This window comes from Flavobacterium sp. AC105, from assembly GCF_979258495.1.
On the sequence record NZ_OZ409860.1, the window covers coordinates 1,075,069 to 1,095,409 of the forward strand.

Genomic DNA, 20,341 nt, shown 5'->3' on the forward strand with positions numbered 1-20,341 from the left:
TTTATTCTATTGGAGTAAGCGGATTTTTTATTTGGACGTTCTCCGCCGCGGCGGTCGACGCTATCCGCGATATCTTTTATTTTTAAAGGAAAAAATAAAAAGATATCGCTTCTATCCCTAACGCAAACTTGGATAAGTTAGATGTTTAAGCCTTTAAGTGTTTTGTCAGTTCGAGCGGAGTCGAGAACCCGCAAAGAATTTCAACTTAGCATCTCAGTATCTCAGCAACTTAGTCTAATACATTCAAAATCTTCATTCCTAAAACAACTCCATTTTGCTGAATTCCGCCTTGATAAGAATGTACATAATCCAATCTGAATAATTTAAACTTGCCAAAACCCAGATTATCTAAACCAACAGTAAATTCAGAATATGGTTTTCTGTCCGGAATTGCCAATGAATGAAATCCAATATTCATAGTTGATTTTAAGAGATTCAATAATGGAATTTTATTCATAATAAATCCCGTATCATTATATTCCAAGTGATTTTCAAAATAACTGTCATTTGTACTATTTGCATAATACGGCATTAAATTAAAAACATTCAGATAACGATCACTTGTACCAATATGAGTTTGGTTTCCGTTAAAATGCCTGTAATCGATGAACGAAATATTCTCGGCATTAAAGAACTTTCCAGCTCTGAAATTCATTCCCAGAATTCCTTTATTATCTAACGATAAATCATATTGTACAGAAGCTCCGATGCGTTCAAACTCATATTTTTTTTGACTTGCTGCAAATGCTTTTTCAAAGGCTAAAAATATTGTTGGATATTTATCATCTTTAAAATTATATCTTCCGTCAGGTCTTGAAATGTATTTATTTCCAAAATTAATTCGCGCAGTTAAAGCAGCTTTAAATAAATGATGAGGATCAAAAGCCTGAGCATCAAAGTCATTTGGCGCAAGCGGATTGTTTGAAGAATAAATATCATTCCTTTTAAAGAAAGAGTAATCAGTTGTATTAATAAGAGGTTTTCGCTGTTCGTAACCTACTTTTGCATTCAGGTTTATTCCGTTTGCAACATCTTGGGCATAATTAACCTGAGCAAATTCTAAATTGTACAACTTCATATAATTGTCTTTAAAAAACAAAGAACTTATAGAATTTATGAACTTGCTTATAGGTTCGGCACTATTAAACTGCGCAACTTTTGTTCCTCCCGAAACTCCAATTGTAGCGTAATTGATATTATTAAATTTATGACTGAATTGGCCAGTAACACGAAAACGATCATCCGAAAAACCATAATTAAAAGTAGTACTTATCGAAGTCGATTTTCCTTGTTCTTCATTCCATTTCTTAAATGAAAAACCAGAATCTAAATTAAATCCCTGAACCGTATTAAAACTCAAAGACGATAAGTTTAATAATCCTTTATATTCAAAAGAATGTTTTTTGAACGTATTTTTGTTTTCATACCCCATTATAACATCCCAAATCTTGAATTTGTTGTTTTTTGCATCAACAGAATCGGTATATTTTTGAGATTTTCTAATAGTTTGCAGACTGTCTTTTTTGGTGTAATCGTTGCTTTCTTCAATAGTTAACGGAATTGGGCGAATTTCATTCCAGAAAGTATCATCTTTTTTATTGGCATTTGCTTCAAAAGCAACGATTTCATTTCCGAAAGTTTTCTTTTCAAATGAAGCCGGAAATTCATAATTCGAATAAATATAATTGAATTTTCCGGAGAATTTCACTCCAAAAGCACCGGCATTAAATGAAAGCGTTTGCGCATTTTTCGACCAGATTTTATTTTTAGAATTATAACTGAAACTCTGTTTTAAGGTCATAATTTCAGTAAATTCATTTTTCATTCGGTAACCTTTTATATTCAAATCTATGGCATAAATAGCGTAACTGTCATCTACAATATAAATATAACCTTCAAAAACAGGTTCTTTATCGCGTTTTGGCGTTACTTTTATTTTGAATATCTGTTGATTATTATCGTCAAAAAAAGTTCCTTCGAGTTTGTATTTATAATAATTGAAAGCATTATCGGCAATAGGCGAAATGAGGTTTATATTGAATTCCAAAGTATTGTCATAAAAATCATAAGTAGATAATGTGGCTGTGTTATAACTATATCCACGGTTGTTTCCTGATATTTTTGAGGCAATAATTTTCTCTTTTAGCTTATTGGGTTTTTCAAATGAAATTTTCGAAATGGTTTCTGATAAATATAAAATTCCTGTTCCGGTCGAATCTAAGTTAGACGCCATATCATCGCCAATATCAACCTTCATTCCCATTATTTTCTTGGGTAAATCTTTGATTTTAAACATTCCCTTCGAATAAAAGTCGGCAGTATATCTTGCAGCTTTTCCGGAGTTTTCTTTTTTGTTTGCAATTGCACTTTTTATAATCGCATTGGCAGGATTATTTTTTGGATCAATTACAACTTCATTTAATGCAAAACTTTCTTCCTGCATTACAATGTTTAAAGTAATTGTTTTTGAATCTGGTGAAACAGTTATTTTTTGCGTTTTAAATCCTAAGTATTGAAAAACGATTTTGTCTTTACCAATTTCTTTTACATTAAGTTGGTATTTTCCCTGTTCGTTAGATGTTGTTCCGGTATAGGTATTTTCCTCAAAAACTGAAACAAATGGCAGCGGATTTCCTTTATCATCGGTAATAGTTCCTTTGATTTGAGCGAAGTTGGAAAGCGAAAAAAATAAAAAGGCGAGTAAAGTATAGTTTTTCATGAAAGCTTTTTCTCTCACAAAAATAGAATAAGTAAAAAACGTGGCTATTAATAATTTGTTAAATTGTAATTGTTTTAGAAGAACCCTTTTGTCAGGCTGAGCGGAGTCGAAGCTCACGTTCCAATTGGAGCGCCCTTCGACTCCGCTCAGGATAACATTCGTTTACTTATTTTATAAGAATGCCTGAATCGCCAATTCATAACTTTTTAATCCAAAACCTAAAATAACACCTTTTGCATTTCCTGACAAATACGATTGATGTCTGAAACTTTCGCGTGCATATGTATTCGAAATATGAACTTCGATAACCGGAGTTGTAACCGCTTTTATGGCATCGCCCAAACCAATTGAAGTGTGCGTATAAGCGCCGGCATTTAAAATAATTCCGTCAAAAGAAAAACCGTATTCCTGAATTTTTCCAATCAATTCGCCTTCAATATTACTTTGGTAATACGAAAGTTCAATGTTAGGATAAGATTTTTGCAACGTTTCAAAATAATCTTCAAAAGTTTGACTTCCGTAAACTTCAGGTTCTCTTTTTCCTAAAAGATTCAAATTGGGTCCGTTGATAATAGCGATTTTCATAAATGATTAATTATATTATAGTGTTTTTGAATCCATTTTACATTTCACAGAGACATTTCACAAGAATGTAAAAATAAAAAAACCGTTCTAATTAATAGAACGGTTTTTATAAAAGTATGTGATATTCTTTTTAGAACATAAATCCAGCGGATATTTGTACTGTTGAATTTTTAACATCTGCATTTTTTGAAGCTTCCGTTAATCCTAAGCCATAACGACCTTGAATAAAGAAGTTTTTGGTTAGCTTAAATCCTAATCCGGCATTAAGACCAAATTCGAAAGTTTCAGCATCTTTAACATCAAAATCATTTTTTTCGCTTAATAAGAAAGAAGCTTGTGGTCCAACTTCAAGGCTAAATGAATCAGTTAAATAAAATTTTGCCATTACAGGAATAGATAAATACCCCAACTCATTTTTGAATTCGTCTACCGCATTTTTGTAAGTTGCTCCCTGAGTTGAGTATAAAAGCTCCGGTTGAACAGAGAATTTGTCTAATAATTTAATTTCTGCAACAAGACCTGCATGATAACTGGTGATTCCTTCTTTATCAAATGCTACTCCCTGCATATAAGCATCGCCTGTTTGACTTGCAAAATTTACCCCTGCTTTTACTCCAAATTGTAATAATTGTGCGTGCATTGTAGCTGATGTTGCGATGAACAGTACAGCTGCTAAAAATATTTTTTTCATAAAAATGTTTTTAAAGTTTGGTATCCGTTTTTAATGTTATTATATAAATCAAAACTACAGAATAATGGATTTATTGTTTTGTATCCTGTTTTAAATAATTAATAAAATTCCCACTTATTCCTTATTTGCGACTGTTTACCTTCTATTTTAACGTTAAGGAATCTGAAAATCAGTTTCTTTTTTTAGATGTAATTATGTCTTATTCTGATATTTAATTTTCTTTTAGTGGAATTTTTTCATAAGAAAATAGCTATGTTTGTTGTGTTGTGAAATTAAAAGTACATTATTTTTACTACCATTAGAATGATGTTTTTAAATTTTGCAATACAGTTTTCTTTTCCATACGGAAGTGATTTTCCTTAAAACCTTTCTGAATTTTTAGAAAGGTTTTTTTATGTCTTATTCTAATATTTTTTTATTTTTTAAATGATCTTATTCGGCTGTGTCGTTGTTATGTTTGTGGTATTGTAATTAAATAAAACAGAAATATGTTTAGGGCCTTTCTTTAATTAGGGAGGCTTTTTTTATTAGATTAGTTTAAATGTTTGATGCTAAAGTTTAGTTTTAATAGGACTTTCACTTCAATTACCACTTTATTTGTTAAAATGCAAATAAATTTTTATTAAGTATATTTTTATATTTGATTATTAATTTTAAACCAAACAAATAATATGAGAAAAATTATTTTAACTGCTTTAGCAGTAATGGCATTTGGATTTACTAATGCTCAAAAGACAAGATTTGGAGTAAAAGGGGGCTTAAATATTTCAACTGTTGTTGGAGGAGAAGTTGAAAACACGAAATCTTTAGTAGGCTTCCATGTTGGAGGTTTTGCAGAAATTCATGTTGTTCAGAAATTTTTTATTCAACCAGAGCTTTTATTCTCCACTCAAGGAACTAAAGTTGATGGTCCTTTTGGGACGGATGCTGATATTAAACTGAATTATTTGAATATTCCGGTATTGGCTAAGTATTATATCATAGATAATAAATTTAGTGTTGAAGCAGGACCACAATTAGGTGTTTTATTGTCAGCTAAAGCTGAAGGTGATGATATTAAAGATTTTACCAGATCAGCAGATTTTGGTTTTAATATAGGAGCTGGGTATAATTTCACCGATAATCTTTCAGTAGGTCTTCGTTATACTATTGGTTTATCTCCTCTTTCTGATGAAGATATTGATAATGCAGACGATTATTATGACAGTGCAAAAAACAGTAATCTTGCATTGTCTTTAGCATATAAATTCTAATCTGCTTTTTTAAAATATTTAAAACCTTCCTAATTCAGGAAGGTTTTTTTATGCCTAAAAATTGTTTTACTTTGTAGCTATGAATTGGAGTAGATACATAAAAGATTATCAATCTTATTTGCGAATCGAAAGAGGTTTGTCTAAAAATACAATCGAGAATTACAGTTTTGATATTGAGCGATTGTGTCTTTTTTTAGAAACCAATCAGATAGATGTTTCTCCGATTAAAATAACGGATGAAACGGTTCAGCAATTTATTTATTCGGTTTCAAAAGAAGTAAATCCGCGTTCTCAGGCACGAATTATTTCCGGATTAAAAAGCTTTTTTAGTTATTTGATTTTTGAAGATTATAGAAATGACAGCCCATTAGAATTAATAGAATCTCCTAAAACCGGCCGGAAATTACCGGATACGTTATCCATTAAAGAAATAGACGCTTTAATTGCTGCCATAGATTTAAGTTCTAACGAAGGCGAACGAAATCGCGCCATGTTAGAAACCTTATATGGCTGTGGACTTCGGGTTTCAGAATTGGTGTCGCTTAAAATATCAGATCTGTTTTTTGATGAAGGCTTTATCAAAATTACCGGAAAAGGGAATAAAGAACGTTTTGTTCCTATTGGAAAATTGACTCAGAAATACATGCAGATTTACCAAAAAGAAGTTCGTGTAAATCTCACTATTAAAAAAGGTCATGAAGATACTTTATTTTTAAATCGTAGAGGAAATCAGCTCACACGTGCCATGATTTTTACCATTATAAAAGATCTCGCAGTAAAAATTAATTTAAATAAAAATATAAGTCCGCATACTTTACGACATTCTTTTGCAACACATTTACTCGAAAATGGTGCCGATTTAAGATCGATTCAATTAATGTTGGGACACGAATCGATCACAACAACCGAAATTTATGTACATTTAGACAGAAGTTTTTTAAAAGAAGTGATGCATTCTTTTCATCCCAGAAAATAATTTTTTTTGCGGAGCCGTCATTTTAAAAGCAAAAATTAATATCTTGTATGATATTTTGTATTAATAAGAATAAATAAATATAAATTTGAGTTGATACTCATTTTTATTAAAAGTATTATTTTGATCCAATTTACATAAATAAGTGGCATATGGTTTTTGATTTATATGAAAATGAGGATTGCTTAAAAGTAAATAATTTTTATAAAAAATTATTAGCTGAAATGCCAGATTTGCTTTTTCAGTTTGTTATAGATCGCGATAATAATTATTCTTTTCCCTTAGTCAGTAAATCTGCTGATGAAATTTTTGAACTTACCTGCGATGCATTTTCAAATGAGAGTAAATTAATTATTTACGAACGAATTTTTCCACAGGATCGTGAACTCTTTTTTCAGTCCTTAGTAAAAGCAAAAAGAGAAATAAAACCCTGGGAAGTTGAATTTAGGGCTATTTTACCTAAAAAAGGATTGCGCTGGTTTAAAATTTCTTCTAAAACAGAATTGTCTTCTGATGGAAAAGTTAGTTTCTTCGGGCACGTTTCTGATATTACAGATCTGAAAGATAAAGAAGAAAAACTCCGCATTTCAGAAGAGCGCTTTCAGTTTGCGCTTGAAGCTTCTACAGCCGGTATTTGGGATTGGGATATGGTTACCAATACTGTTTTTTATTCTTCGTTATCATTAAAAATTTTAGAATTAGAATCAACAGATATATTTGATGATCCGGAACGTTGGGATAAAATTGTACATCCGGATGATCTTCCAAAATACTATTCGGATATTCAGGAACATTTTGATAATAAGATTCCATATTATGAAAATTACCACCGCGTTATGACTTCGAGCGGTAATTATAAGTGGATTTTAGACAGAGGAAAAGTTATAAAAAGAGACGAAAATGGGAAGCCATTACGCGTTATAGGAACGCATACCGATGTTTCGCTGCAAAAAGAAAAAGAGTTAGAACTTATAAAAACGATGAAATTGTACAGCGATCAAAATAGCCGATTGGTTAATTTTTCGCATATCGTTTCACATAATTTAAATACTCAGGCTGGAAATATAAAATCGATTTTAGATTTTATAGATGCTGATGTTGATAAGCAAACGATTAACGAAATGCTGGAACATTTGCGAACCGTTTCTAACGATTTAAATGAGACGATTTCTAATTTAACCCAGATCGTAAAAACACAAAGTAATATCAATATTGCTGTGGCGCCTTTGAATCTTTGCGAGTATATCGAGAAAACGATTTCAACAATAAAAGGATATGACAAGCAGACTAATGTTAAGATTATTAATAATGTTCCTAAGTATTTGACCATTAATTTTAATCCGGCTTATCTTGAAAGTGTTTTACTGAATTTTGCAACAAATGCTATAAAATATGCGCATCCGGATCGTGATCCTGTTGTTGTTTTTGATTTTTCGATTGAACCAGAAGGTTATAAATCCCTGAAGATTACAGATAATGGTTTAGGGATTGATTTGGCGGTTTATGGCGATTTATTATTCGGAATGTATAAAACATTTCATAAACATGAGGAAGCCCGCGGAATTGGACTTTATATTACCAGAAATCAAATCGAGGCAATGAAAGGAACTATTTCTGTAGAAAGTGAAGTAGGCGTGGGGACGAGTTTTAAAATCGTGTTTAATGATGTTTAACAGTTAATAGTTTCTCGATAAAGATTGATATAAACACCATTTATATAACATAGCCAACGGTTTCAACCGTTGGAGCGCAATCCATTAATGATCTATGTCCCCACGGTTAAAACCGCGGGCTATATTTAAAATAAGCTAAAATTTCTGGATAGTAGTAAGACTGGTGATGCTGACATGAAAAAACAAAGGCTATCCGTTAAGATAGCCTTTGTTTTTTATAAGGAAAAGAGATTATTTCGCAATATTTACGGCTCTTGTTTCTCTAATTACTGTAACTTTTACCTGACCCGGATAAGTCATTTCAGTTTGAATTTTTTGTGAAATCTCGAAAGATAAGTTCGCTGCATTATCATCAGAAACTTTTTCGCTTTCTACAATTACACGAAGTTCTCTACCAGCCTGAATTGCGTATGCATTTTTTACACCGCTAAAACCGTAAGCCACTTCTTCAAGATCTTTCAAACGTTGAATATATGAATCTAAAACCTGGCGTCTTGCACCTGGTCTTGCACCTGAAATAGCATCACAAACCTGAACGATTGGAGAAAGTAATGATTTCATTTCAATCTCGTCGTGGTGGGCTCCAATTGCGTTGCAAACTTCTTCTTTCTCACCATATTTCTCCGCCCATTGCATTCCTAATAATGCGTGAGGTAAATCACTTTCAGTATCCGGAACTTTACCAATATCGTGAAGTAAACCAGCTCTTTTTGCCAGTTTTACGTTTAAGCCTAATTCGGCAGCCATAATACCACAAAGTTTAGAAACCTCTCTGGAGTGCTGCAATAAGTTTTGTCCGTAAGAAGAACGGTATTTCATTCTACCTACAACTTTAATTAATTCAGGATGTAAACCGTGAATTCCTAAGTCAATAACCGTACGTTTACCAACTTCAACAATTTCGTCGTCGATTTGTTTCGCTGTTTTTGCAACAACTTCTTCAATACGAGCTGGGTGAATACGTCCGTCAGTTACTAATTTGTGCAATGACAAACGGGCAATTTCTCTACGAACAGGGTCAAAACAAGAAAGTATAATAGCTTCCGGTGTATCATCAACAATGATTTCTACTCCCGTTGCAGCTTCTAGGGCTCTAATGTTACGACCTTCACGACCAATAATTCTACCTTTTACATCATCAGATTCAATGTTGAAAACCGAAACGCAATTTTCAACTGCTTCTTCAGTTCCAACTCTTTGAATTGTGTTGATGATAATTTTCTTCGCTTCTTGCTGTGCAGTAAGTTTCGCTTCTTCAATAGTATCCTGAATATGCGACATTGCTTTGCTTTTAGCTTCGGCTTTTAAACCTTCTACTAATTGCTCTTTTGCTTCTTCGGCAGAAAGCCCAGAAATTACTTCAAGCTGTTGTAACTGGCTTTTGTGTAATTTGTCAACTTCTGCTTGTTTTTTGTCTAAAACTTCAATTTTGTTATTGTATTCTTGTGTTTTAGCTTCAAAATCGTCATTTACCTTTTTAGCTTTCGAAAGCTCATTAGAAATTTGAGATTCTTTATCACGAACTCTTTTTTCTACTTCAGCGACTTTTTTATCCCTTGCTAAAATAACCTGTTCGTGTTCTGATTTTAATTCGATAAATTTCTCTTTTGCCTGAAGGATTTTATCTTTTTTAATATTTTCTGCTTCTAAATTAGCATCTTTTAATATGGAAGCTGCTTCTTTTTTTGCGTTTTTGATTAGATTAGAAATATTGCTTTTTTCGATGATTTTAGCTATTGCAAAACCTGCTGCAATACCTACAATGCCTGAAATAATGATCGTTATTATGTCCATGTTTGTTAAAATTTATATATAAAAAAGCCTACATTAATTGCTTGAATAAACTCGTAAAGACAAGTTTTGAGCTAACTCACTGTTCAAGTTTCCAAGCCGAAGCATGGCATACTATAGTAGCGACGATTTGCTCATTCTAAATTGTTAGTGTTGAGTTTACCAATTGTGAACTAATGTAGGCAGTATCTTAGTTTATGTAAAGAACGTTTAATTTTCGAGATATTGATCTAATAGCGAATTTAATCTTTTAATTCTTTCGATGGTTTCTTCGCCATCGATTGCATTATCAATTTGTTTTTGTTCTACTTGTGATGCAAATTGCAAGGCACACATAGCCAGAACATCTTGTTTGTCACGAACCGCGTAACTTTCTTCGAATTGCTTAATCATAGCATCAATTTTTTTAGAAGCACTTCTAAGTCCTTCTTCCTGAGCTGGTTCAACCGTTAACGGGTAAACTCTGTCTGCAATTGATATTTTAATTCTCAGCTTTCCGTCCATGTTTTACTAATCTGATAGTTGTGCTATACAGTAATCAATTTCGCGAATTAATGAATTTATTTTAAGCTTAGTCTCTCTCTTGTTATTGTCGCTGCCGAGCAACGAATTGGCTATTTTAAGTGTATCATATTGCTTTCTCAAAGCTTCCATTTCTTCAGATTGTTTCTGGATAATTTGCGCAGCTTTGGCTAGTTCTAATCGTAAAACCTGATTGTTTTTCTCCAAGCTTTTTGATTTCTCAAAGAGCTTCTCGACTTTATATTCAAGAGTATCAATTATTTCGGCAATTACACTCATTATAAATCCTATTCATTACTTAATCATACAAAGTTAGTATTCCTTTTTATTAATGCAATTTTTTATCGATTTTTTTACATTAAAAATAATCAATCAGATGAAATTCAATCAATTGTATTTTTGTAGCTTTTTGCTCGTTTTTAGTAGCTATTTTCTTTATCTTAGCAAAAATGTTGCCTTATGAGATTATCAATACTTACCCTGTTTTTTTGTAATTTAATTTTTGCCCAAACGCAATACCCAAAAGATTATTTTCGTCCGCCACTGGATATTCCAATGCAGCTTTCCGGTAATTTTGGCGAGTTGAGACCCAATCATTTCCATGCCGGTTTTGATTTAAAAACCAATCAGAGAGAAGGCTTAAATGTATACGCTATTGCCGATGGCTACGTTTCGAGAATAAAAATTTCTACTTTTGGAAACGGAAAATGCATTTACATAACACATCCAAACGGATACACTTCTGTATACGGACATTTGCAGACGACTGTTGGCGAAATTCAGGAATATGTTAAGAAAAACCATTATCAGGAAAAGGCATATGAGATCGAAATGTTCCCAAAACCTTTCGAATTACCGGTTACAAAAGGACAATTAATCGCACTTTCCGGAAATACGGGTTCTTCAGAAGGACCACATTTGCATTTTGAAATTCGTGATACGAAAACGGAATTTGTTATTAATCCGATATTTTTCGGATTTGATAAAAATATAAAAGACAGTAAAAAACCAACGATTTCAAGTTTATATGTATATCCAATGGATAATACAACCGTAAATCAATCTAAACAGCCTTTATTGTTGAATGTTTCGCTTCAAAAAGACGGAACTTATCTGGCAAGTAAAGTAAAAGCAAACGGGAAAATTGGTTTCGGAATTTCTGCTATAGATTTTGATGATGTGTCGTTTAATAAAAATGGCGTTTTTAATGTTTCGACTTTTTTTAACGGAAATCAGAATTACAATTATCAGTTCAATACGTATTCTTTTGATGAAATGCGTTACGTAAATGCTTTGGTTGATTATGCTAAATATAAAAAATCAGGACAGCGCGTTCAAAAACTTTTCATGAAAACGCCTTATGCTTTGAGCATTATAAAAACAGATTCACTTCGTGGAATTATTCCGGTCGAGCCGAATTTAGCTTCAACGTACAGAATTGAGGTTTCAGATTATTTTGGAAATTTAAGTTCCATCACAGTTCCAATCGAATATGATACGGCGACGCCAATCGTAAATGCAGAACCTGTAACGTCAAAATATTTCATAAAAGTGAATAAAGATTCTAATTTCGAAAAAGATAATATGTCTGTATTTTTTCCGGCTGGAACTTTTTATGATGATTTTAATTTGAATTTTGATGTTAAAAATAACCGAATTTATATTCACGATGATACGGTTCCGGTTCATACAAACTTTACGATTACCATAAAAGACAGCACTTATGCAGAAGCGTTAAGGGATAAACTTTTTATTGGAAGAATTAGCGGAAATAGTGCCAGTTATAATGGTACAATTAGAAAAGGCGATGTTTTTACAGCCAAATCAAAAACGTTAGGACAGTTTGGATTGGTATTAGATACGATTCCGCCAACTATTAAAATTGTAAAACCAATTCAGGGTAAATGGATTAGTGATCAAAAGAAAGTTGAGTTTATAATTAATGACGCTTCATCAGGAATTAAATCCTACAACGGTTATTTAAACGGAAATTGGGTTTTGTTTGAGTATGAAAATAAAACGAGAAAAATCACGCATACTTTTGATGATGCTTTGTTAGCCGAAGGCGCAAATGATTTAAAAATTGAAGTGATTGATAATGTAGGAAATTCTGTTATCTTTGAAACTCATTTTTTTAGAAGCCAACCAAAATAAAACCAAAACGTTTGAATAATAACAGGTTAATATTCGTTTTTCTTTTTTTATGCATTACTTGCGTTTCATTTGCTCAAAATGCTCATGTTAAAGGTATTATTATCGATAATGAAAATCGTCCGGTTGCAGATGTAAATATTGCTGCATCAGGAAGTGTTTCGCAATCAGACTCTAATGGTTTTTTCGAAATTGAAATACCATCAAATAAAAAAATCTCTCTGATTTTTACCCACATTTCATTAAAAATGATGAGTTTAACGGTGAGTTTAAGACCAAATGAAATCTTTGTTTTTAATCCCGTAATGAGCAATTCTGAAGAACAAATGGGAGAAGTTTTTGTATCATCCAAAAACAAAAAACGTGTTCAGGGAATTACAAATATTGATGCGGCAACGATTAAGAAAATTCCGGGTGCAAATGCCGGAATCGAAAATATATTAAAAACACTACCAGGCGTAAATTCCAATAATGAATTAAGTACACAATATGCAGTTCGTGGCGGAAATTACGATGAAAACTTAGTTTATGTAAACGAAGTCGAAGTGTATCGCCCGTTTTTAATTCGTTCCGGTCAGCAAGAAGGATTAAGTTTTACAAATACAGATTTGGTTCAGAATGTAGATTTTTCTGCGGGAGGATTTCAGGCTAAATTTGGAGATAAATTATCTTCAGTTTTAGATATTACCTATAGAAAACCAACTCAGTTTGGAGCATCTTTAGAAGCCAGTTTATTAGGCGGAAGTGTTTCTGTTGATGCCGTTTCAAAAAATAAAAAATGGTCTGCCGTAACTGGCGTTCGGTATCGAAACAATAGTTTATTGGTCAATAGTCAGGATACACAAACTAACTATACGCCAACATTTGCAGATATCCAGACCAATGTAAATTATGATATTTCTAAAAAGTGGCAAATAAGCTTTCTAGGAAATATTTCTCAAAACAAATATTTATACCAGCCTTTAACACGCGAAACCAGATTTGGAACTATCGATCAGCCAATGGCACTTGCGGTGTATTATGAAGGTCAGGAAAAAGATAAATATGATACTTATTTCGGGGCTTTAAAAACAACTTATAAAGTTTCAGAAAGTCTTACTTTAAAATTAATCGGGTCTTTATTTCATACTACAGAACAGGAGCATTTTGATATTCTGGCACAATATCGTTTAGGAAATGTAAACTCTGAAGAAACAACAAGAGTCGAAGATGTAGATTTTACTCGCGGAATAGGTTCGCAACTAAATCACGCCCGAAATGATCTGGACGCATTAATCGCCAATATAGAAATTAAAGGTTTAAAAGAATGGCAAGAGAATCAATTAGAATTTGGATTAAAATATACCAGAGAGTCCATTCGGGATCGCGTTGTAGAGTGGGAGGTTATTGATTCGGCGGGATTTTCTATAAATCCTCCAATAGTTCTTTTGCCTAAAAATAATCAGCCGTATGAGCCGTATACAGGTCCGCTTTTGCCGTATCAGGATATTCGCGCCACAAATTTCAACACAATCAACAGGGTTTCAGGTTACGCACAATGGAACAATAAAACAGAACTGGGTTCAAGTCAGATTTGGTATCATATTGGGGCACGTTTTCAGAGTTGGGATGTTTCGGGCGCTGCAGTTCAAGGAAAAATGCAGACCGTTGTTAGCCCGCGTGCTCAGTTTGCCATAAAACCCGATTGGGATATGGATATGGTTTTCAGGATTTCCGGAGGATTATATCATCAGCCGCCATTTTACAGAGAACTTCGTGATTTAGACGGCGTTGTAAATCCAAATGTAAAAGCGCAGGAATCCGTGCATATTGTTTTGAGTAATGATTACAATTTCAAAATGTGGAGCCGTCCTTTTAAATGGGTTACAGAGGTATATTATAAATCACTTTCAGATGTAAATGTGTATTCTATTGATAATGTGAGAATTCGTTATGTCGCCAATAACAATGCTACGGCATATGCGCAAGGTTTAGATTTTAGATTAAACGGAGAATTTGTGCCCGGAACAGAATCATGGATTAGTTTTGGGTATTTAAAAACCGAAGAAGATTATGCAGATAAAGGATATATCGCCCGCCCTACAGATCAGCGTTTGAAATTTGCGATGTTGTTTCAGGATTATATGCCCAATATTCCGAGTGTAAAATTGTATTTGAATTTAGTTTATAATACCGGTTTACCGGGAGGTTCTCCGGCATATTCAGATCCGTATTTATACCAAAACAGACTAAATGATTACCGTAGAGTAGATGTTGGTTTTGCCAAAGTTTTTGTAGATAGCAGCACTAAAGTCGCCAAAGCAAGGTGGTTGAAAAACTTCAAAGAATTATCGGTTGGATTGGAAGTTTTCAATCTTTTCAATAATCAGAATGCCATAACTAATACTTGGGTTCGTGATGTATATTCTAAAAATCAATACGCAATTCCCAATTATATGACCTCAAGAGTTTTCAATGTGAAGTTGAATATGAGGTTATGATAAAAATTTGGCAATAAGAAAATAAACTTCAGCGTTTAAAGTAATAGTTCATTTTTGTAAAATTCAATAAAAATAGATAATACAATCAAAAATGGTATATTTGATAACCGAATATAATTATTGTAAATGAAAAACTATCCAAAATATATAGCCTTATCGATCATCGCAACATTCATAAGTTGTAAAGATGAAGTTCAAAAGCCAAAAGTAATTTATGATGCTGCCAGTAAAACAAGTGTTGTCGCTAAAACAGATTCAACGCAGATAGAAGTGGCTGATTTACCCATTCAGATGGAAGGAACGGATTATTTAATTCATCCTGTTGGAGATTTGCGTGTTTTCGAAAAAGGAACCAAATCCCGTTACGGATCTTCAAGTGTAAACGATTTGAGTTTCACGATTTCGAATTTAGGAGAATATGAAATAACGGGTTACTTGCAAAATTTGAAATTCCAAAAAGTAGATTCAGATTCTATAAAACCTTTGACCGATAAACCTGCTTTGATTTTAACGGCTACTTATTTAAAAACAGTTGCTGACAGAACCAAAAACCAAGTTATGGTATATACTTTAGCCGATGCAGACACCAATAAAGATGGTAAAATTGATACCGGTGATATTAAAACATTATACTTAAGCAATATCAGCGGAGAAAATTTCACTAAGATTTCTGAAGATTTTCAGGAATTAGTTGATTGGAGTTTAATTGAATCTAAAAACCGTCTATACTTCAGAACAATCGAAGACACCAACCAAAACGGGCAATTTGATAAAAATGATGTTTTGCATTATAACTACATTGATTTAGCTTCTAAAAAATGGGAAGTGAAGAGTTATAAACCTATTTAAGGTTCTGAGATACTAAGACTCTAAGATGCTAAGTTTTTTCGAGTAACGGATTATAAAAATCCGTTAAAAAAAGAGCCGTTAGTCTCGATCAATATTGTAGGGCTGGACTTTAGTCCAGTTTAAAGAAGGTCATTTTAATTTGTGTGAAAAAATCTAAATCAAAATATCGCTTTCCAAATCAGATTTTTCTATTTCAATACCAAATCCTAAACGTTCCACCAATTCAATTACGAGTTTTTTATACCAGTTTTCTGATTTTGGATGAATGTATATCTTCTCAATTAATTGATTGATGTTGACATTAATTTTTAATCCGTCATTTAATTTTAGATCGCTCTTTGAAGTGTCCGTAATAATACGAACCTCACGTTCATATTGAAAGCTTTTTCGTTTAAATAAAAACGGAAAGAACAAATCATCAAACGGAATATATTCTTTTTTGTAGTCGATGTAATTTACTTCGCCAATATACTGATCAAAATTATTTTCAGGTTTCAGCGCTTTTTGCAATCTCCCAATAGTGGACTGAATGGCTAATCCTTCGCTATTTTGGGTGAATATCTGCCACATGGCAAACGATTCATATTCGTTAATATGCCAGCTGCTTATGGCAACTTTTTCGCGATGCGTTTTGTAATAATTTAAAAAGTCAGGATTGTCAATAGCGAGTTTTTTAATCTCCTCAAAAGTAGGTTCGCTAAAAGTGCCTTCGTACTGATCTTCAAATTTATCAGAACGGGACATGAATAATTTCTTAGATAATAATAAATCAAGAAATTTAGACAAGTCTAAGTATTTCCAAACAATTGTATCCGGATCTTCAGGCAGTTTTATGTTTGGATTGTTAAGGTACATTTTTTAAGATTTAATTATTATACTAAAAAAAAATGCCACAGATTACACAGATTTAAAAGATTTTATTTCATTGTTTTATAAAAAAGAATCTGTGTTAATCTATGTAATCTGTGGCTAAAATATATCTTTATATTTATGATTCAAAAGATTGCATCGTAACCAACTTATTATAAGTTCCGTTATGAGCAATTAATTCATCATGAGTTCCTTGTTCTACGATTTTTCCTTTTTGCATAACGACAATCAAATCTGCTTTTTGAATAGTCGAAAGTCTGTGCGCAATTACAATCGAAGTTCTGTTTTGCATCATGTTTTCAAGAGCAATCTGAACAAATTTCTCGCTTTCCGTATCTAATGCAGATGTCGCTTCGTCCAAAATCATAATTGGAGGATTTTTCAAAACCGCACGAGCAATCGACAAACGTTGTTTTTGACCACCTGAAAGCTTGTTTCCGCTGTCGCCAATGTTGGTGTAGATTCCTAAAGGCAATTCTTTTACAAACTCAAAAGCATTGGCAATTTTCAAAGCTTCAATGATCTCATCGTCTGTAGCGTCTAATTTTCCCAAAGAAATATTAGCTTTTATAGTGTCATTAAATAAAATGCTGTCTTGCGTAACCAATCCCATTAAACCACGAAGTGATTGCAGATTCATGTCTTTGATATTGATTCCGTCAATCGAAATTGTGCCGTCATTTACATCATAAAAACGAGTCAGTAAGTTGGCGATTGTACTTTTTCCACTTCCGGATTGACCAACAAGTGCAACGGTTTGTCCTTTTTTAATTTTAAGAGAAAAGTCTTTTAAAACCGTTTCGTCTTCATATTTAAAGTTAATATTCTGAACATTAATATTATCATCAAAAGTTGTCTTTTCGATTGCATTATCCTTTGATGTAATTGTATTTTCCTGCTCTAAAATTTCAAGAACACGTTCTGCTGCAGCATTACCTCTTTTTACTCCGTAAGAAGCTTTCGAGATTGATTTAGCAGGTGTCAGAATGTTATACGCTAATCCCATATAAGCGATAAATGATGGGCCATCAAGGGTTTTTTCTATCAAAACCATTTGACCTCCGTACCAAAGTAATATTGCGATTACTGTAATTCCCATAAATTCGCTGGCAGGCGATGCTAAGTTCTGACGATTTCCGATACTATTTGATAATTTGAAAAAACGTTCTGTTGAATTTTGAAAAATACCGTTGAAATAGTTTTCAGAATTATACCCTTTTACCACTTTTAATCCACCAATAGTTTCTTCAATAGTGGATAAAAAACTACCTTGTTCTTGTTGTGCTTTACTGGATTGTTTCTTTAATTGTTTTCCAATTAATGAGATAATATATCCGGAAACAGGAATAAAAATAAATACAAATAAGGTAAGCTTGGCGCTAATAATTAACATTGCGCCTATAGTGAAAATGATAGTTAAAGGCTCTTTTACGATAAGTTCTAAAATCGCTAAAAATGAAGTCTGAACCTCGTTTACATCGGCAGAAATTCTGGATATAACATCTCCTTTTCTTTTTTCAGAATAAAAAGCTAATGGTAATTCCAGTGTTTTTTTATACAATGCATTTCGCATATCCCTTAAAACACCATTTCGCAAAAAATTGATGAAGAACATAGCTAAGTAATCGGCTAAATTTTTCAATAAAAATATCGAAATAATTAGTGCAACCATTATCGAAAGTACAAAGCCAGGGTTCTTAGGATCTGTGTGTGTTGTGATATAATAACTTAAATAGTTTTCCCCGTAATCTTTTATATGGGTGATTCCGTCGTAAGTTGGCATAACAAAATTCTTTTTGGTTTTATCAAATAAAACCTGAAGCATCGGAATTAATGCCATAAAAGAAAGTGTACTAAAAAGCGCATACAAAACATTAAAAAAGATGTTTAAGAACGCGTATTTTTTGTACGGATAGATGAAAGGAACTATTTTTTTGAAATTACTCATTATAGGTTATTATTTTTACCATTAAAACCCGACAGTTTCTTAAAACAATATCGGGTTCATTAAAAAAGTATGTGTATTTTATTTACTTCAATTGCATTCCTGCAATGATATTTTGTATTTTTTGATCTAAGAAACTTTCTGCAGCGTCAAAATTTTCAACCGAATCTAATTCTGCATTAACACTAATGTAGAATTTAATTTTAGGTTCAGTTCCGCTTGGTCTTGCACAAATTTTAGAACCGTCTTCCGTATAATAAATCAATACGTTCGACTTCGGAATATCCATTGTAGATTCTTCGCCAGTCAATAAATTTAATGCGATTGACGATTGGTAATCTTCAACCATAATAACACGTTGTCCGTTGATTTCTTTCAAAGGATTTTCGCGTAAATCAATCATCATCTGATTAATTTCCTGTAAACCTTCCATTCCTTTTTTGGTTAAAGAAACCAGGAATTCTTTATAGAAACCATTTTCAACATACAATTGTAAAAGTTCTTTATAAACAGAACTTCCTGCTGCTTTTGCCTGAGCCGCAACTTCGCATATTAATAAAGTCGCCGCAACGGCATCTTTATCTCTAACGGCGTCACCAACCATAAAACCAAAGCTTTCCTCACCACCGCCAATAAATTGAAGTTCTGGGAAATCCTTAATCATTTTGGCAATCCATTTAAAACCAGTCAAGCCCACTTTGCATTCTACGCCATAACTTGTCGCCAATTCCATTATCATAGGAGTTGAAACAATAGTAGAACCCACGAATTGTTTTCCGTTAATTTTTCCGGCTTTTTTCCATTGTTTCAATAAAAAAGAAGTCATCAAAACCATCGTTTGATTTCCGTTAAGCAAAATCATTTTGCCTTCATTATTTCTAACGGCAACACCAAGACGATCGCAATCAGGATCAGTTCCAACCACGATATCCGAATTGGTTTTATCGGCCAAAGCCAAAGCCATAGTCAAAGCTTCCGGCTCCTCAGGATTTGGAGATTTTACTGTTGGGAAATCTCCGTCCGGAACTGCCTGTTCAGGAACAATATGTACATTTTTGTAACCCGCCTGCGATAAAGTATCCGGAATAGATTTAATCGAAGTTCCGTGCAGCGAAGTAAAAACAATCTGTAAATTATCTTTGGCTTCAGCCGGAGTATTAAAACTTGCGTTTTCGATAGACGATTTTATAAAAGCCTTGTCAATATCAGTATCGATATATTCAATCAGGCTTTCGTTAGCGTTGAATTTAATTTTGTCGTAATCTAAATTTTCGATTACATTGATAATTGCAGCATCTTCCGGCGGAACAATTTGTCCGCCATCTTGCCAGTAGACTTTGTATCCGTTATATTCCGGCGGATTGTGCGAAGCTGTAAGAACAATTCCGCATTGGCAGCCTAAATATTTAAGCGCAAAAGACAATTCCGGAGTCGGACGCAAATCAGAGAATAAATAAACATGTATTCCGTTTGCCGAAAAAACATCAGCCACAACCTTTGCAAGCGTATTGCTATTATGACGACAATCATAAGCAATAACCACTTTTAACGGTTGATTTGGAAAAACCTCATGCAAATAATCAGATAAACCCTGAGTGTTTTTTCCAAGTGTGTATTTGTTGATTCTGTTGTTTCCCACGCCCATCACGCCGCGCATTCCGCCAGTTCCAAATTCCAGATTTTTATAAAAACTTTCCTCGAGTTCTTTTGGCGAAGTTGTCATTAATTCCTTAACGGCTGCTTGTGTTTCCTGATCAAATGTTGGCGTTAGCCATTCGTTTACAGCATTTAAAATATTAGGTGCTATATTCATGTAATTTTTTTTTTAATGTTTAAACT

General features: G+C 33.0%; 15 protein-coding genes. 6 read left to right on the forward strand and 9 right to left on the reverse strand.

What is annotated here, in order from left to right; translation table 11 throughout:
- Positions 1-229 precede the first annotated feature (229 nt).
- The 3 genes from ACZ0AH_RS04805 to ACZ0AH_RS04815 form a co-directional block, all read right to left on the reverse strand.
- Entirely contained in the window at positions 230-2,719 is a 2,490-nt protein-coding gene (locus ACZ0AH_RS04805) for a DUF5686 and carboxypeptidase regulatory-like domain-containing protein (RefSeq protein WP_463474710.1), read from the reverse strand.
- A gap of 171 nt (positions 2,720-2,890) precedes the next feature.
- The gene (aroQ, locus tag ACZ0AH_RS04810; protein WP_463474711.1) at positions 2,891-3,304 is read right to left on the reverse strand and encodes a type II 3-dehydroquinate dehydratase; all 414 of its coding nucleotides are present in this window, start codon (positions 3,302-3,304) and stop codon (positions 2,891-2,893) included.
- Between the two features lie 130 nt (positions 3,305-3,434).
- Positions 3,435-3,995, reverse strand: coding sequence for a porin family protein (locus ACZ0AH_RS04815; RefSeq protein WP_463474712.1), 561 nt, complete (start codon positions 3,993-3,995; stop codon positions 3,435-3,437).
- A 671-nt stretch (positions 3,996-4,666) separates the two neighbouring features.
- On the opposite strand from ACZ0AH_RS04815, the gene ACZ0AH_RS04820 reads away from it, so the two are divergent.
- The 3 genes from ACZ0AH_RS04820 to ACZ0AH_RS04830 all read left to right on the forward strand — a co-directional run bounded on the left by ACZ0AH_RS04820 (position 4,667) and on the right by ACZ0AH_RS04830 (position 7,894).
- Positions 4,667-5,248 carry a porin family protein gene (locus ACZ0AH_RS04820; protein ID WP_463474713.1) on the forward strand — a complete coding sequence of 194 codons (582 nt, stop codon included), beginning with the start codon at positions 4,667-4,669 and terminating at the stop codon, positions 5,246-5,248.
- Between the two features lie 79 nt (positions 5,249-5,327).
- Entirely contained in the window at positions 5,328-6,224 is an 897-nt protein-coding gene (gene xerD, locus ACZ0AH_RS04825; RefSeq protein ID WP_463474714.1) for a site-specific tyrosine recombinase XerD, read from the forward strand.
- 149 nt (positions 6,225-6,373) lie between these two features.
- Positions 6,374-7,894, forward strand: coding sequence for a sensor histidine kinase (locus tag ACZ0AH_RS04830; protein ID WP_463474715.1), 1,521 nt, complete (start codon positions 6,374-6,376; stop codon positions 7,892-7,894).
- Positions 7,895-8,125: 231 nt separating this feature from the next.
- Here the strand turns inward: ACZ0AH_RS04830 and rny are convergent, their stop codons facing one another.
- The 3 genes from rny to ACZ0AH_RS04845 all read right to left on the reverse strand — a co-directional run bounded on the left by rny (position 8,126) and on the right by ACZ0AH_RS04845 (position 10,486).
- Positions 8,126-9,688, reverse strand: a complete 1,563-nt coding sequence (gene rny / locus ACZ0AH_RS04835; protein WP_463474716.1) for a ribonuclease Y — start codon at positions 9,686-9,688, stop codon at positions 8,126-8,128.
- 207 nt (positions 9,689-9,895) lie between these two features.
- Positions 9,896-10,189, reverse strand: a complete 294-nt coding sequence (locus tag ACZ0AH_RS04840; protein ID WP_012022231.1) for a cell division protein ZapA — start codon at positions 10,187-10,189, stop codon at positions 9,896-9,898.
- 6 nt (positions 10,190-10,195) lie between these two features.
- Entirely contained in the window at positions 10,196-10,486 is a 291-nt protein-coding gene (locus ACZ0AH_RS04845) for a hypothetical protein (protein ID WP_463474717.1), read from the reverse strand.
- 180 nt (positions 10,487-10,666) lie between these two features.
- Between ACZ0AH_RS04845 and ACZ0AH_RS04850 the strand changes: the two genes are divergently transcribed.
- The 3 genes from ACZ0AH_RS04850 to ACZ0AH_RS04860 all read left to right on the forward strand — a co-directional run bounded on the left by ACZ0AH_RS04850 (position 10,667) and on the right by ACZ0AH_RS04860 (position 15,687).
- Positions 10,667-12,361: a M23 family metallopeptidase gene (locus tag ACZ0AH_RS04850; protein ID WP_463474718.1), complete on the forward strand. Its 1,695-nt coding sequence runs from the start codon at positions 10,667-10,669 to the stop codon at positions 12,359-12,361.
- A gap of 11 nt (positions 12,362-12,372) precedes the next feature.
- Complete coding sequence (locus ACZ0AH_RS04855) at positions 12,373-14,838, forward strand: TonB-dependent receptor (RefSeq protein ID WP_463474719.1); 2,466 nt, start codon at positions 12,373-12,375, stop codon at positions 14,836-14,838.
- Positions 14,839-14,964: 126 nt separating this feature from the next.
- Entirely contained in the window at positions 14,965-15,687 is a 723-nt protein-coding gene (locus tag ACZ0AH_RS04860; protein ID WP_463474720.1) for a hypothetical protein, read from the forward strand.
- Between the two features lie 153 nt (positions 15,688-15,840).
- Here ACZ0AH_RS04860 and ACZ0AH_RS04865 read toward each other — a convergent pair whose 3' ends face one another.
- The 3 genes from ACZ0AH_RS04865 to ACZ0AH_RS04875 form a co-directional block, all read right to left on the reverse strand.
- Positions 15,841-16,542 (reverse strand): DUF2971 domain-containing protein, encoded by a 702-nt coding sequence (locus tag ACZ0AH_RS04865; RefSeq protein WP_463474721.1) that lies wholly within the window; start codon positions 16,540-16,542, stop codon positions 15,841-15,843.
- A gap of 133 nt (positions 16,543-16,675) precedes the next feature.
- Positions 16,676-18,505: an ABC transporter ATP-binding protein gene (locus tag ACZ0AH_RS04870; protein WP_463474722.1), complete on the reverse strand. Its 1,830-nt coding sequence runs from the start codon at positions 18,503-18,505 to the stop codon at positions 16,676-16,678.
- Positions 18,506-18,587: 82 nt separating this feature from the next.
- Complete coding sequence (locus tag ACZ0AH_RS04875) at positions 18,588-20,315, reverse strand: phospho-sugar mutase (protein WP_463474723.1); 1,728 nt, start codon at positions 20,313-20,315, stop codon at positions 18,588-18,590.
- Positions 20,316-20,341: the final 26 nt, after the last annotated feature.